The organism is Novosphingobium sp. (assembly GCF_030696665.1).
Lineage (GTDB): Bacteria > Pseudomonadota > Alphaproteobacteria > Sphingomonadales > Sphingomonadaceae > Novosphingobium.
The window spans coordinates 18,170-32,855 of sequence record NZ_JAUYRV010000053.1; the positions used below are offsets into that span (position 1 = coordinate 18,170).

A 14,686-nucleotide genomic window follows, 5' to 3' on the forward strand; every position below is an offset into this window, starting at 1 on the left:
AGCGGAGAGAAAATCCATGACCACCCGGCACCTTGTCGATCCTGCAGTGCTGCCCGCGCTTGAGGCATTTCCTTCATTGCGCGCGACGCGTGAAACCTTGCCAGCGATGCGCGCGGCGATGGATCCCTTGCTGAAGGGCGCGCCGGTGCCGGATCTGCCGGTAGAGACAAGCGAAATTCATATCCCATCCCCCGAAGGCCATCAGGTGCGTGCCATACTGCTGCGTCCCGAAGGGCTGGACGGCGCGGTTCCAGCGCTGCTGCACATTCATGGCGGTGCCTACATTATCGGCGTACCAGAAATGAGCGTGCCCGAACTGACCGCCACCGCGCACCAGCTTGGTATCGTGATCCTGTCGGTCGACTACCGCCTTGCGCCCGAGCATCCCTTCCCTGCCGGGATCGAGGACTGCTACACGGCGCTGGCGTACTTGCACGATAGCGCCGCCACACTGGGCGTAGACGCATCGCGGATCGCCGTGATGGGCGAAAGCGCGGGCGGCGGGTTGGCGGCATCATTGGCGTTGCTGGCACGTGATCGTGGCGATTATCCGCTTGCGTTTCAGCTGCTTGATGCGCCGATGATCGACGATCGCACTTGCGCGCGCCCGCGCAATCCGGTGACCGGCGAATTCATCTTCGCGCCTGCGGACAATCATTTCGGCTGGAGCTGCCTGCTCGATGCCGAACCCGGCGGGCCGGATGTCTCGCCCTATGCCGCAGCGGCACGTGCCACACAGCTGGAAGGCCTGCCGCCAACGCTGATCGCCACCGGCGCACTCGACCTGTTTCTGGATGAAAACGTGGATTATGCAATGCGATTGATTTCTGCAGGAGTGGCGGTGGAACTGCACATCTATCCGGGGTGCCCGCACGGTTATGTGATTGCCGCCGATGCGCCGGTTTCACAGCGTGCGCTGGCCGACAAGCGGGCGGCACTGCGCCGGGCACTGGCCCTCTGATGCCGGTCCTCGATGCCGAGCGCCTGCTGCGCTACAAGGTTCCCGGGGCGCATGACGTCTATGATCCGCGCGACACGATCCTCTATGCCCTGGGCACCGGCGCTGGCCTTGCGCCGCACGTCGATGAACTCAACCTCGTGTTCGAGCGTGACCTGAAGGCTCTGCCAACCATCGCTTTCGTGCTTGGAACGCCGGGCTTCTGGGCGATGGATCCTGCTGTGGGTCTCGACTGGCCGCGCATCCTGCATGGCGAACAGTCGCTTGTGCTCTATCGCCCGCTTCAGGCGCAGGGCGAGATCATCGGCAGCACGCGGGTTGGCGAACTGGCCGACAAGGGACCGGGAAAACCGGCACTGCTGCGCATTTATCGCACGCTGACCGACGAATCCGGCGCGAAAGTGGCGGATATTACCGAAGTTTGGGTGTTGCGCGAAGCTGGCGGTTTTGGCGGAGAACGAGCGCTGGCTGGCCCCCCGCCGGTGATCGTTCCCGAAACACCGCCAACGCACAGTGTCGATCTGCCAACCAGTCTGCAACAAGCGCTGATCTATCGGCTGTCAGGAGACCGCAACCCTTTGCATGTGGAGGCCGAAACAGCGCGGGTCGGCGGCTTCGATCAACCCATCCTGCACGGGCTTTCTTCGCTTGGTCTTGCCGCGCGTGCCTTGGTCCACATGCATTGCGGTGGTGATCCGATGCGGCTGTCATCGATTGCCGCCAGATTTACCGCGCCGGTCGTGCCTGGGGACACGATCCGAACGCAAAGCTGGCAGGATGCAGACCGCATCGTTTTCCAGTCGATTGCCATAGAGCGCGGCGTTGTGGTGATCGATGGCGGGACGGCCACGGTAGACCGTTTTGCCAATCCGCCCGCCACCCCTTCCGGGTGACAGGTTCGCCCGGTATCGCAACGCCGTTCAACGCATGTCGGTCGCCATGAAGGTGGCCAGAACAGGCACTTGATCGGGGGTCTTAACGGCATGGCTGCGGAACCTATCCAGACGGGCGACACGCGCTTCGGCATCTGCAAGGTCTGCTGGGCGGGCTGCCCTGTCGAAGTGACGGTGGAAAACGGCCGTGCCACCAAGGTCGTCGGTGATCGGCAATCGCCCATCTATGGCGGCTATACCTGCCCAAAGGGCCGCGCCATGCCCGATGCGCACTATTCGCCGACGCGCGTGCTCCATCCTCGCAAACGGATGCCCGATGGCAGCTACACCGAAATCCCGATGGCGCAGGCGGTGGAAGAAATCGCCCAGCGCATCGAAGCCATCGTGGCCGAACACGGGCCTGAAGCCGTCGCGGTCTATCCCGGCAATGGCAACCTGACCAACCCGATCAATCCCGTGATCGGGGCCATGTTCATCATGGCGATGGGCACGTTTCCCGATCGCTTCTTTTCCGTCCAGACCATCGATCAGGCCGGCAAGGTGATTGCGCAGGCGCTGCACGGGCGCTGGATTCCCGGTCCGCAGCCGTTCAGCACCGCAAAGACATGGATCATGGTCGGGACCAATCCGGTCATTTCCAAGCAGGGTGTGATGGTCAATCCGGGCCAGACCGTGAAGCAGGCGGTGAAAGACGGCATGAAGCTGATCGTGATTGATCCGCGCGCCACAGAGTCCGCCACTCACGCTTTCCTGCACATTGCGCCGCAACCGGGGCAGGATGCCAGCATTCTGGCGGGCATCCTTCGCGTGATCCTGTCGGAACGGCTTTATGACGCCAATTTCGTGGCCGCCAATGCCATTGGCATCGCTGCGTTAAAGGCCGCGGTCGAACCGTTCACGCCTGAACACGTCGCGTCCGTTGCCGGTATTTCCGCCGATGACGTAGTGCTGGCGGCGCGCACATTTGCCGCAGCGGAAAGCGGCTGTGTCGTCACCGCCACGGGCGCGCACTTCCCGCTGCACGGCACGTTGTGCGAATATCTCGCGCTGTGTCTCAACACGGTCTGCGCGCGATGGGTGCGTGAAGGCGAGGTGCACGCCCAACCGCATGTGCTCCTTCCCGAAGTGGCGATCCGCGCCCAACCCCACGCGCCCTATCAGCCGTGGGACTATACAAAGCCGAGCCGGATCAACGCCCTGCCACAAACCGTGGTGGGCGCGCCAACCGGCACCTTGCCCGACGAGATCCTGACACCCGGTCCCGGTCAAGTGCGGGCGCTGATCTGTTCGGGCAGCAATCCTGCGGTGTCATTGCCCGATCAGAACCGGGCCGGCCGCGCGCTTGGCTCGCTGGATCTGCTGGTTTCCATTGATGTCGAAATGTCGAATACGGCGCGCATGGCCGACTACGTGATTCCGGACAGGATGGCGCTGGAAACGCCCGCCTGCTCGCAGTTTTCGGAATCCATGAAGTACTACGGCATCTGGACCGGCGGATACGAAGTTCCCTATGCCCAATATGCAGCGGCAGTGGTCGAACCGCCCGCAGGGTCTGAAACCATCGAAAGCTGGGAGTTTTTCTACGAACTGGCCAAGCGTCTGGGCAAGCAGATTACCTATTTCGGCAACGCTGCAGGCACGGGACAGCACTGGGACAAGCCACCTGTGCCCTTTGTCCTGCCGCTTGATAGGCGGCCCACAACCGAGGAAATGTTCGATGCGATGTGCGCCGGTTCACGCGTGCCGCTGGCCGAGGTAAAGGATCACGTCCACGGCAAGGTCTTTTCCGAACTGGACCTGACAGTGCTGCCGCGCGCCGAGGATTGTTCGGCGATGCTGCAACTGGGCGATCCGACGATGATGGCCGAACTGGCAGAAGTGTTCGCGCGGCGGGGCGATACTACCGCTCCCAGTGCTGAATTTCCGCTCCTTCTGATCCCCCGCCGCGCCAACGACATGATGAATTCGATTGGCCGGAACAATCCGAAGCTTACTGCAAGGCGCACGCACAACCCTGCGTATATCAGCCCTGCCGACCTTGAACGCATGGGCATTGCCACCGGCGACGTCATCAGCATCCGTTCGGCCCACGGCCAGATCACGGGTGTGGCCGAGCCTGACCCACGTCTGCGTTCCGGCACTGTGTCGATGTCACATTGCTTTGGCACCAATCCCGATGAGGCGGATGATCCGCTGGGGCAAGGTGGGTGCACATCACGCCTGATCGATGCGAACGCGGCTTTCGACCCGGTGTTCGGCCAGCCCCGGATGGGGGCCATTCCGGTCTGCGTAAAGCCAGTCCCGGTGCTGGCGATTTGATACCCCACCCTATCGATGGATAGGAGAACAGCCTTGCATTGCGGCTGACTATGATGGACGAAGGCCTGCGAAAGCGACCAGTAGAGTCGCTTCCTTGGAGAGAGCAACATCATGGGTCTTGTCCCGACGACAATCATCCCGCCGCGCACGTCGTCCGTCATCGTGCCGCGCAAGGCACTGCTGAACCTCGTTGACGCCATCTGCCGGGCACGGTTGGTCACGTTCTGCGCCCCTGCCGGTAGCGGAAAGACCACGGCTGCGCTCTATTGCCTCAACCAGATGAAGCAGCAGGGCCGTCCGGCCCTGTGGCTATCGGTCCGGGCCGGCATTCGCGATTTTCCATCGTTTTTCGGCGCTCTTAAAGCGGCAGGTGTCGCAGCAGGGCTGGATTGGGACTATCTGGACCGCGACAGTCCGGAAGAGCTTTGGCTTGCGGCACTCGCACAAGTGCATGAAAAACCGCCGGTTCTGGTTATTGACGATGCGCAGTTGCTAACTTCGGGCGTGCTTGATTTCGTCAGTCAGGCGATTTCCAGCGTGCGCGATGCGATGACCATTATCCTGATCTCACGCGGGGCGCTGACCGTGCCGGTGGCCCGCGCGCGGTCGCTTGGTTTCCTAGTGGAAGTGGGCGTATCCGAACTTGCGTTCGACGATGACGAGGCAACAGAGCTTATCACGCGCGCTGCCGGTGTCCCTGTTGATGCCGGGGTCATGCAGCAGATCCTCCGCGATGCGCACGGTTGGGCTGCCGGTCTGGTTATCGGCGGAGAATTGTACCGGCGCGAGCAGGCGCGCGGAAAGGTCTGGCAACCGCTGGCCGATTATCTGCGGCGCGAATTCACCAGCTACTTTTCGGAAGAGGTGCTCGCTCTCCAGACCCCGGAAGTGCGTGATTTCCTGATCAACACCTGCATTCTCGATGAACTGACCGGGCCTTCGTGCGCGGCCGTCACGGGGGACGACAACGCCCGTGCCATGCTTGATGACGCCTATCGCGCAGGCCTGTTCATCGACGCGATCGACGAAGAACGCAGCTGTTATGCGTACCACCCGCTGTTCCGCGCAATGGCGCTGGGCCGGCTTTACGAACGGGCATTTGCCCGCGCTGCCGAACTGCACCGCCGCGCCAGCCGGTTCTTCGCCGCGCAGGGAGAGCTGCTCAAAGCGCTCGAACACGCATCGGCAAGCGGCGATCAGGAATTTCTGGCAGACCAGCTGGACCTGCTGGCCAATGACCTGACAACCACCGGGCATCTCAATCGGCTTGACCAGATTGCATCCGAATTGCCGCTGTCCGTCAGCGCCAAACGGCCCATGCTTGTCCTGGCAATGGCGTGGCGCCGTATTCGCAGGCTGTCCTATTCGTCGGCAGGCCGGTTGATCGACACCGCCTGCGCCTTGCGCGATACGCTTGTTGCCGAAGGCAAGCTCGACACGTATGCCGCAACGTTTCTCGATCATCATATCCGGCACCGCCAGATCATGCTGGCTGCCGCGCAGGACGATATGGTCCGGGTGGAACGGGATGCCGAGCTGCTGATCGCGGAAATCGGCGACGATGACGCCTACCTCAGTTGCACGCTGCTGGCGCAGGTCATCGCGGCCCGGCGCGAATTCTATCACTTCCATGACACGCTCAAGCTCGAAGCCGAGGTTCGCCGCGCGCTGGACCGGCCCGGGTCGGAATTTGCGTCAATCGCTTTGAAGTGTTCCATCGTGCCCACGCTGATGACACAGGGAAAGACCGCCATTTCGCGGCGCTTCAGCGAAGAGGCGCTGGCTTCAGCCGAAGCGCGCGAGGAAGAGATCCCCGGTCTGGCAGCATTGCCCGCGTTGCCTTACGCCGAACTGCTGTATGAAATGGGCGAACTTGATCGGGCCAACGATCTGGTCGAACGCTATCTGCCGGGCATCCGGCACTGGGGCTTGGTCGATCAACTCGCCTCGGGCTATCTCGTTCGCGCACGCCTTGCCTTTGCCAAGGGTGATAGCGTCGCAGCTCTGGCGGGGCTGGATGAGGCGCATCTGGTGGCGATCGAATGCGGACTGGACCGGTTGCGCGCCCACCTTGCAGCCGAACAGGTCCGTATTCTGGTCAAATCCGGGCGGATCGATGAAGCCGAAGACGCCCTGCGCGCGGTCAGCAAGCAGATCGACGAAGAACCCGTGCCGACGCTGAACCCATCGCGCCGCCGCGAAAGCCTCGCAATCGCGTGGATCAGGATTGAGATGCATCGCCATCGGCTGGTGCGCGCCTGCAAGGTTGCAACGCGCTGGCTGGAATTCGTCCGGCGCAGCGGCGACATCCGCTCCGCCGTGGCGTTCGAACTGCTGCTGGCCGAAATCTTCGTCCTGCAGGGCAACCGGTCCAAGGCGCGCCGCGCGGTGCGGTCTGCGGTGGAACTGGCCGAACCTGCTGGCTGGACGCGGGTGTTCCTTGATGAAGGCGAGGTCATTTCGGCACTGTTGAGCGAGGCCTATGCCAATGGCCCGACACTTGATACCCGCGCCGACAAATTCGCAGCGATGCTGGTTTCGCTGGTCGACAACGGCCCGCAAATGGACATTGACGAAAGCGAGAAAGCCTTCGGACTGACCGGGCGTCTTGCCAGCCGGGAAATCGACATTCTGGTCATGGTCAGCGGCGGTTTGCGCAACCGCGAGATTGGCGAACGGCTTGGCCTGACGGAAGGCACCGTCAAATGGTACATGCAGCAGATCTACGACAAGCTGGGCGTGCGCCGCCGTCCGCAAGCCGTGCTGCGCGCACGCCAGTTTGGCATCCTGACGTAAGATAGGCGCGCGCGGGGCATTCACCGCGTTTGTCGGGCGGCGAAGATGCGGGGCATCGCCCCTCCGGCAATTACACGAGGATAACATGGCAAAAGGCAAGGTCATCATCAGTTGCGCCATCACGGGCGCAATCCATACCCCCTCGATGTCCGAATTCCTGCCGGTTACGGCAGACGAAATCGCGGAATCGGCAGTTGGCGCTGCCGAAGCTGGCGCAGCGATCATCCATCTGCACGCGCGCAACCCGGTTGATGGTCGGCCCGACCAGAACCCCGATCTGTTCGAGCCTTTTCTCAAGGTGATCAAGCAGCGCTCAGATGCGGTGCTGAACCTGACGACCGGCGGGCACCCGTCGATGACGGTGGATGAACGCATCCGCCCGGCGAGCAAGTTCGCGCCCGAAGTCGCCTCGCTCAACATGGGCACGATGGGCTTTGGCCTGTTCCCGATGCTCGACCGGTTCAAGACGTTCAAGCATGAATGGGAACCCGCCGCGCTTGAGGCTTCGCGCGATCTGGTGTTCAAGAATACTTATGCCGATATCGAAAAGCTGTTGGGCATCCTCACCCCGCTGGGCACGCGGTTCGAATTCGAATGCTATGACACCAGCCACCTCTACAACCTGAAATATTTCCTTGATCGCGGGCTGGTGAAGGCCCCGCTGTTCATCCAGACCTGCTTTGGCATTCTGGGCGGCATCGGCAGCCATCCGGACGATGTGATGCACATGAAGCGCACCGCCGACCGCCTGTTTGGCGATCAGTACGAATGGTCAGTGCTGGGCGCTGGCGCACGGCAGATGAGCATTGTGGCGATGGCAGCGTCGATGGGCGGCAACGTGCGCGTAGGCCTCGAAGATTCGCTGTGGGCGGGCAAAGGCAGGCTGGCGCAGACCAATGCCGAACAGGTGACCATCGCCCGCCAGATCATCGAGGGCATGGGCCTTGAAGTGGCCACGCCGGATGAAGCGCGCGCGATCCTCGATCTCAAGGGCGCGGACCGGACCAACATCTGATGGCTGGCAACACAGGGCCGCTCACCGGCATCCGCATTATCGAGATCGACGCTATCGGCCCGGTGCCGCTGGCGGCCATGCTGCTGGCAGACATGGGTGCCGACATCGTGCGTGTTGCGCGCCCTCCCAGTGCCGGTGCGGGCGCGTGGGACGATGTCGGGGGCGACATCCTTCATCGCAGCCGCGCGGTGACCTACCTCAACCTCAAGGACGAAGGTGACCGCGAACAGTTGCTCGCGTTGATCGGCAAAGCTGACGCGCTGATCGAGGGCTATCGCCCGGGCGTGATGGAACGGCTTGGCCTTGGGCCTGACGCCTGCCTTGCGCGCAATCCGGCGCTGGTTTTTGGCCGAATGACCGGTTGGGGCCAAACCGGGCCGCTGGCACTGCGGGCCGGGCATGACATCAACTACCTGTCGATCACCGGCGCGCTTCACGCGATGGGTGACGGTTCCGGGCCGCCGCCGGTGCCGCTCAATCTGGTTGGTGATTATGGCGGCGGCGCCATGTTCCTGATCGCCGGGCTGTTGGCAGCGATCCTTTCGGCCAAGACCACCGGCAAGGGACAGGTCGTGGATGCCTGCATCACCGATGGCGTGCCCTCGTTGATGAGCTTGTTCTACGCGTGGGAACCCAAGGGGCTTTGGGCCGACGCGCCTGCATCGAACCTGCTTGATGGCGGCGCGCCGTTCTATCGCTGCTATCGCTGCGCCGATGGGCGCGATGTGGCGGTAGGGTGCCTTGAACCGCAGTTCTTTGCCCAGATGATCAAGGGGCTAGGACTGGAAGATCGCGGTTACAACCAGAACGATCGGGCGGACTGGCCACGCATGGAAGCCGATTTCCGCGCCTGTTTTGCCGCCCGCCCGCGCGACGAATGGGCAGCGCTGTTCGCGCAGACGGACGCCTGCGTAACGCCAGTCCTGTCGATGGCCGAAGCCCCGCTCCATCCGCACAATGTGACGCGGGGCAGCTTTGTTGGGCACGCCGGCATCAGCCAGCCCGCACCGGCACCGCGTTTTTCCGCAACGCCGGGCGAAATCGGCGCGCCTGAAACGCTGGCCATCGAAACTGCCTTGGGCCGCTGGACCTGATAGACCGGGGCAGGACGCAACCACGCGGTCTGCCCCGGTTGTTCAGCCGTTGGCGACCATCGTTTCGCCAAAGCGCGCGAGCATCGCAGCGTCAACGCCGGCCGCAGCGAAATAGCCATCGAGACTGCCGTACTCCGCCGCAATCACCGCGAACGCAGCTTCGAGAAATGCCACATCGACACCGATCATCGCGTCGATCAGCCCTTGTGTGGGGACAAACCCGAACGCCTCCATGAACTGCTCCTCGATCCCGCCGCGCAGGCGCAGGTTCTTGGCGAACACGTCCGAGCGCTTGTAATCAGCGATCACCACATCATCCGGCACGCCAACAGCGCGCAGCAGCAGCGCGACCATCACACCAGTGCGATCCTTGCCCGCGGTGCAGTGAACCAGCATCGGCGTTTCACCGCCGACGATTGATTCCACCAGATGCGCCAGATGCGGGAGCAGCGCGCCCGGGATCGACGCATAATTGTCGGTCAGCGCGCGGCGCACGGTCTCGGGTGACTGGTCTTCGCGCAGGGCTTCCCAACCATTGTTGGTCTTGACCCGCAAATCGGCGGTCACATCCAGGTTGAGCAGGCGTGCGGCAGCGGCCCAGTCGTTGGGATCCTTGTCGCGTTCCCCTTCGGATCGCAAATCGCAGACCAGCTTGATGTTCAGCGCGCCCAATTCCTCGCGGTGGATCGGCTCGAAGCTGGCTGGACCTTCCGAACGGTAGATGATTCCGGGGCGCACAATGCCGCCACCGGATGTGGGCAAGCCACCAATATCGCGAAAATTGAGCTTCGAAAGAGCTTCGGTCATGGTGTCCTCGTGACGCTTGGAATCTGGGGGGCGTTGTGTGAACGAAGCCGGGCAATGGCCGCGCGCTCACCTGCCGTGCGGCGGGGTGCATTTGGGCAACCGATGGTTAGTGTTGCTGAAATCCACACGGAGAGCGGCATGAGCACACGGATCAGGGGCTATCTAACGGACGGCCTGATGTTGCCAGAAGGCCCGATCGCGATGCCCGATGGCAGTCTGGTCGTGGTCGAAGTGCTGGGTGGCAGGCTGACGCGCATTGCCCCGGATGGCACGAAATCCACGATTGCTGAACTGGGCGGTGGGCCGAACGGCGCGGCGATCGGCCCGGACGGGCGGTGTTACGTGTGCAACAATGGCGGCTTTTCGCATATGACCCTGCCCGATGGCGGATTGCTGCCAATCGAAGCGCCGCTCGATACGCCGCCGGGGTCGATTCAGGTGGTTGATCTGAAGACCGGTGCGTTCGAAACGCTGTATGCGCACTGCGAAGCAACGCCGTTCTGGGGGCCGAACGACATTGTTTTCGATAGTGCGGGCGGGTTCTGGTTTACCGACTTCGGGCGCGACCGGGGCCGCGTGCGAATGCGCGGCGGGCTGTACTATGCAAAGGCCGATGGGTCGGAGATCCGTGAGGTGGTGACCGCGCTTGATGGTCCCAATGGCGTCGGCCTCTCGCCCGATGGCACCACCTTGTATGTCGCCTTGACGTTTGAGGGGCACCTGATCAGCTTTCGCCTTGGTGCGCCGGGAGTGATCGATACCGCAGCGTCGCCCATGCCCAACGGCAGCACCATCGTGGGGCGTGCAGGGCCGGGAATGTATCTCGACAGCCTTGCCGTGGACAGCACAGGGCGGATCTGCTGCGCTTCGCCCGGGACCGGCGCGGTGCTGGTGTTCCCGCCCACGGGCGGCGCGCCTGAAGCGATGGCGATTCCCGATTTTCTGACGACGAACATTGCATTCGGCGGACCCGACCGACGCACCGCCTATGTGACAATGGGCAGCACCGGCCGGGTTGCATTGCTCGATTGGGACGTTGCGGGCCTTGAACTGGCATTTAGCTAAAGCCGTGTTGGAATGTTTCCCCGGGGAAACATTCCAGATCGGTTATCGCGACTGCCTTTGTGGCAGGGCATAGGCGATGATCTCGTCGCTTTCGCCAGAAAGCATTCCCCCATGACCGCCCGCCGCGATCACCACGAACTGCCGCCCGCTTTTGGCTGACCAGTAGGTAGATGGCGATGCGTTGCCGCCAGCGGGCAGGCGCGCGCGCCACAATTCGCGGCCCGAGGTGGCATCATAGGCGCGGAAGGCGTGTTCCTGCGTTGCACCGATGAACACCAGCCCGCTGCGCGTGGTGACGGAACCGCCGATGTTGGGCACACCCATCGGGATGGGCAGGAATGTCGGCAGGGTCAGCGGCCCGCTGTCGCGCGACGTTCCGAAGAGGCGGGTCCACACCATCTTGCCGGTGCGCAGATCGACCGCGTTGATGCGGCCATAGGGCGGCTGCTGACAGGGGATTGCCAGCGGGGACAGGAACGGGGTGATGTGCGCGGCATAGGGCACGCCCTTTTGCGCCACCGGCCCGCCCACGTCCGTCATATGCGCGGCGGTCATCGGCTTTACGCCCTGCCGGTCCGCTTCGGCGCGCGGGATCAGGCGGTTGTAGTTGGCGACCTGATTGTTGTTGACGATCATCAGTTGACGCACCGGATCGACCGAAACGCCGCCCCAATCCACCCCGCCGAGATAGCCGGGCCATGTCAGCGTCGGCTGCTTGGTTGAAAGCGGAGTCATGTCACCGGCGAACCGCGCCTGCCGAAAGCGCACGCGGCACATCGCCTGATCGATCGGCGTCAGGCCCCACATACCCTTTTCAGTCGGGCGCGGGCCTCCGAATGCAGGGATGTTCACCGAATATGGTTGGGTGGGGGAAACACGCTCCCCCGGCACGCCATCTGTCGGCACCGGTTTTTCCTGCACCGGCAGGATCGGCTTGCCGGTGGCGCGATCAAGGAAGAATATCTGGCCGCGCTTGGTAGGCTGCAGCAGGCCCTTGATCCCGCCGGGCAGATCAACCAGCGTCGGCTGCGCGGGCACGTCATAGTCCCACAGATCGTGGTGCGTGGTCTGGAATGACCAGCGCACCGCACCGGTTTCTGCATCGAGCGCGACGACCGAACTGGAGAACCTGTCGTCGTTCGCGGTACGGTGGCCGCCGAAGTAATCGGGCGTGGCGTTGCCGGTAGGAACATAGACCATGCCCAGCGCATCGTCCGAACTCATCGGTGCCCAGCTGTTGGGCGTGCCGCGCGTGAAGCTTTGGCCTGCGGGTGGCATGCCGTGGAAATCGGGCTTGCCTGCATCGAACGCCCAAGCGAATTTTCCAGTGACGGCATCGAACGCGCGGACCACGCCCGAAGGCTCGCCGGTGTGCTGGCCATCGGTTACCCAGCCCCCGAGCACCAGCTTGCCGCGTGCAATGGCAGGCGGCGAGGTGACGAAATAGTAGCCCTTTTCAACCGGAGTCATGCCTTCCAGCAGGCTGACCGCGCCGCCTTGTCCGAACCCGGCACAACTGCGCCCGTCCCCGGCGTCCATCGCCAGCAGGCGTGCGTCGATTGTGGCGGTGTAGATGCGCTGCGCACAATGGCCGGTGGCGCCGGGCACCTGGTAATACGTCACGCCGCGACAGGTAAGACCATAAACGCCGTGCGGATCGGTACGGGTGCGGTTGCGCCAGACCTGCTTGCCCGATTCAGCATCAAGCGCGATCACATCGTTGGCACCTGTGCAGATATAGACCTTGTCGCCGATTTTCAGCGGGTTGGCCTGAAACGAAGATTTGCTGCCCGCAGGTGCCGGGCCAGTGTGGAAGCTCCACACGCGTTCAAGATTGCCGACGTTGGCGGGCGTGATTTGCGCCAGCGGAGAGAAGCGCGAACCGCCGCGATCGTTGCCATAGGCCGTCCATTCGCCTTCCTGAACCGAGGTGGGCGCGGGGCCATAGGCGTCGGCGGTGGCAGATGGTGTGGCGTCGATCCAGAACAACGCAGCGACCGAACCGATGGCGCCAAGGCCAAGCCCGCGCCACAACACGCGCGCGGCGGGGAGGGCTGCGGTGATCCCAACGTGATTGCGGTAGGAGCGCGACAGCATCCACAGCCCCAGGCACAGCGGCATGGCAAGGCGCGGTGCCAACGCCCAGCCATCCAGCCCTGATTCCCACAGCGCCCAAACGAGGTTGGCGGCAAGGAATGCCCAGAAGAGGCGGATCGACAGCGCGTTGCGACGGAAGCCGAGAACGGCAGTGACCAGCATGACCAAGCCGCTCACCACATACCACGGCGAACCGCCAAGCATGGCGAGCTGTGCGCCCAGTGCAGTCAGCGCCGCACCTGTTGCCAGCATGATGATGAGAAACAGGGTGTTAAGGAGGCGCTGCATCGGTTTTCCGGTCTGGCTTTGAATCAGGACGAAAGGGTGGCCGGGTCAGCCCATCTGGTCTTTCAGCCATTCCGGCACGCCGATCAGGTAGCTTTTCTCTTCATAGAGTTTGGCAATCCGCCAGCCATCGGGGGTGCGCACCAGATCGTGGATGTACCACAAGCCGCAGATCATCGTATCAGTGTCCGCGCCGTTGGTGACGGTCATCGGATTGTAGCATACGGTCTTGGTCTTTGCGCTCTGCCGGTCTGCAGCAAATTCGTACCGCGTGGTGGAAACAACATGCTGTGCGGCCAGAACCTGCTGGAAGCTGGCTGTCAGGAACGCCTTGGTTTCGGCCAGCGTGCCTTTGAACAGCGCCATTTCGGAATAATCGATAAAGGCATCGGCGGTGAAATAGTCGTCCAGCTTGTCGAAATCGCGCGCATCCACTGCATAGCAATAGCCGACCAGCAGATCCTGAATTTCGAACCTGTCGGACATCTCCTGGACACTCAATGCCATCCCGCTCTCCCTCGATCTGCATTTTTTTGCATTTTGAGGGTGGCATGCGCGCGGACGTATAACCGCCTCTCCAAAGGTAGGTTGAAGGGCGCGGTACGCTCGCCAAAGAAAGGGTCGCCTGCCGGGATGTTGTTCCGGCCATGCCCGAACACACCCCCGCTGCGCGCGGATTACCTTAGGAGAATGACATGGGCCTTGCCCCTTTTACCGAAGCCGATTTCGTCCTGTCGCAGGACAAGCGTGACGAAATCACCGAGGGCCTGACCCCACGCCAGAAGTTCATGACCGAACATTGGATGAACCTCCACGAAGTTATCAATCGCGGCGATTGGGACGGCATGGATGAATACTTCAACACCGATACCATGACGTATGACAACCCCAACCGTCCTGATCTGGGCACGTACTTCGTGTGGAAGACATCGCCGCAGGGCCTTTACAAGACTTTCCCGCCCAGCATCTATCGCACGCTGAAGGCCTGGGGTCGCGGCGAAGACGAGATCTGCGTGCTTTGCCATCACCACGGCAAGCATACCGGCGGACCCTACATGGGCGTCCAGCCAACCGGCAACGACCTGAACGTGCTGTGGTTCTCGTGGCTGCGCTTCCGTGGCGACAAGATCGACCACATCTATTCGATCTCGGACGTGCTGACGATGCTCAAGGATCTTGAAGTCATCGAAGTGCCGCAGCCGGTCGATCCTTACAAGTAGGGCTTTTGCTGCAGCGATTGCTGCGCAGCAAGAAGGGCGCGTTCCGGGGGGAGCGCGCCCTTTTTGGTGTGCGGCAGGTAGCTTGGGCGGCGTAAAAGCCCCACCCCAACCCCTCCCGCAAGCGGGACGGGAGCGAG

11 protein-coding genes are annotated in these 14,686 nt (G+C 62.7%); 8 read left to right on the plus strand and 3 right to left on the minus strand.

Features of this window, described 5'->3' with window-relative positions; translation table 11 throughout:
- Positions 1-16 precede the first annotated feature (16 nt).
- From Q8R81_RS17625 to Q8R81_RS17650, 6 genes are all read left to right on the plus strand, one after another.
- Positions 17-961 carry an alpha/beta hydrolase gene (locus tag Q8R81_RS17625; RefSeq protein ID WP_305619836.1) on the plus strand — a complete coding sequence of 315 codons (945 nt, stop codon included), beginning with the start codon at positions 17-19 and terminating at the stop codon, positions 959-961.
- Complete coding sequence (locus tag Q8R81_RS17630; RefSeq protein ID WP_305619837.1) at positions 961-1,851, plus strand: MaoC/PaaZ C-terminal domain-containing protein; 891 nt, start codon at positions 961-963, stop codon at positions 1,849-1,851. The genes Q8R81_RS17625 and Q8R81_RS17630 overlap by 1 nt, the downstream gene beginning before the upstream one ends.
- Positions 1,852-1,941: 90 nt before the next feature.
- On the plus strand, positions 1,942-4,170 hold the full coding sequence (locus tag Q8R81_RS17635) for a molybdopterin-dependent oxidoreductase (protein WP_305619838.1): 2,229 nt from the start codon (positions 1,942-1,944) through the stop codon (positions 4,168-4,170).
- Between the two features lie 111 nt (positions 4,171-4,281).
- A complete protein-coding gene (locus tag Q8R81_RS17640; RefSeq protein ID WP_305619839.1) occupies positions 4,282-6,966 on the plus strand; it encodes a LuxR C-terminal-related transcriptional regulator in 2,685 nt (894 codons plus the stop codon).
- 85 nt (positions 6,967-7,051) lie between these two features.
- A complete protein-coding gene (locus tag Q8R81_RS17645; RefSeq protein WP_305619840.1) occupies positions 7,052-7,981 on the plus strand; it encodes a 3-keto-5-aminohexanoate cleavage protein in 930 nt (309 codons plus the stop codon).
- A complete protein-coding gene (locus Q8R81_RS17650; protein ID WP_305619841.1) occupies positions 7,981-9,075 on the plus strand; it encodes a CaiB/BaiF CoA-transferase family protein in 1,095 nt (364 codons plus the stop codon). Before Q8R81_RS17645 ends, Q8R81_RS17650 begins: the two co-directional genes overlap by 1 nt.
- 42 nt (positions 9,076-9,117) lie before the next feature.
- Here Q8R81_RS17650 and Q8R81_RS17655 read toward each other — a convergent pair whose 3' ends face one another.
- Positions 9,118-9,882 carry a tyrosine-protein phosphatase gene (locus tag Q8R81_RS17655; protein WP_305619842.1) on the minus strand — a complete coding sequence of 255 codons (765 nt, stop codon included), beginning with the start codon at positions 9,880-9,882 and terminating at the stop codon, positions 9,118-9,120.
- A 138-nt stretch (positions 9,883-10,020) separates the two neighbouring features.
- On the opposite strand from Q8R81_RS17655, the gene Q8R81_RS17660 reads away from it, so the two are divergent.
- Positions 10,021-10,947, plus strand: coding sequence for an SMP-30/gluconolactonase/LRE family protein (locus tag Q8R81_RS17660; RefSeq protein ID WP_305619843.1), 927 nt, complete (start codon positions 10,021-10,023; stop codon positions 10,945-10,947).
- 42 nt (positions 10,948-10,989) lie between these two features.
- Here Q8R81_RS17660 and Q8R81_RS17665 read toward each other — a convergent pair whose 3' ends face one another.
- Positions 10,990-13,332: a membrane-bound PQQ-dependent dehydrogenase, glucose/quinate/shikimate family gene (locus tag Q8R81_RS17665; protein ID WP_305619844.1), complete on the minus strand. Its 2,343-nt coding sequence runs from the start codon at positions 13,330-13,332 to the stop codon at positions 10,990-10,992.
- A 45-nt stretch (positions 13,333-13,377) separates the two neighbouring features.
- Positions 13,378-13,836, minus strand: coding sequence for a nuclear transport factor 2 family protein (locus Q8R81_RS17670; protein WP_305619845.1), 459 nt, complete (start codon positions 13,834-13,836; stop codon positions 13,378-13,380).
- Positions 13,837-14,024: 188 nt separating this feature from the next.
- Here Q8R81_RS17670 and Q8R81_RS17675 point away from each other — a divergent pair, with 188 nt between their 5' ends.
- Complete coding sequence (locus Q8R81_RS17675; protein WP_305619846.1) at positions 14,025-14,549, plus strand: ester cyclase; 525 nt, start codon at positions 14,025-14,027, stop codon at positions 14,547-14,549.
- Positions 14,550-14,686: the final 137 nt, after the last annotated feature.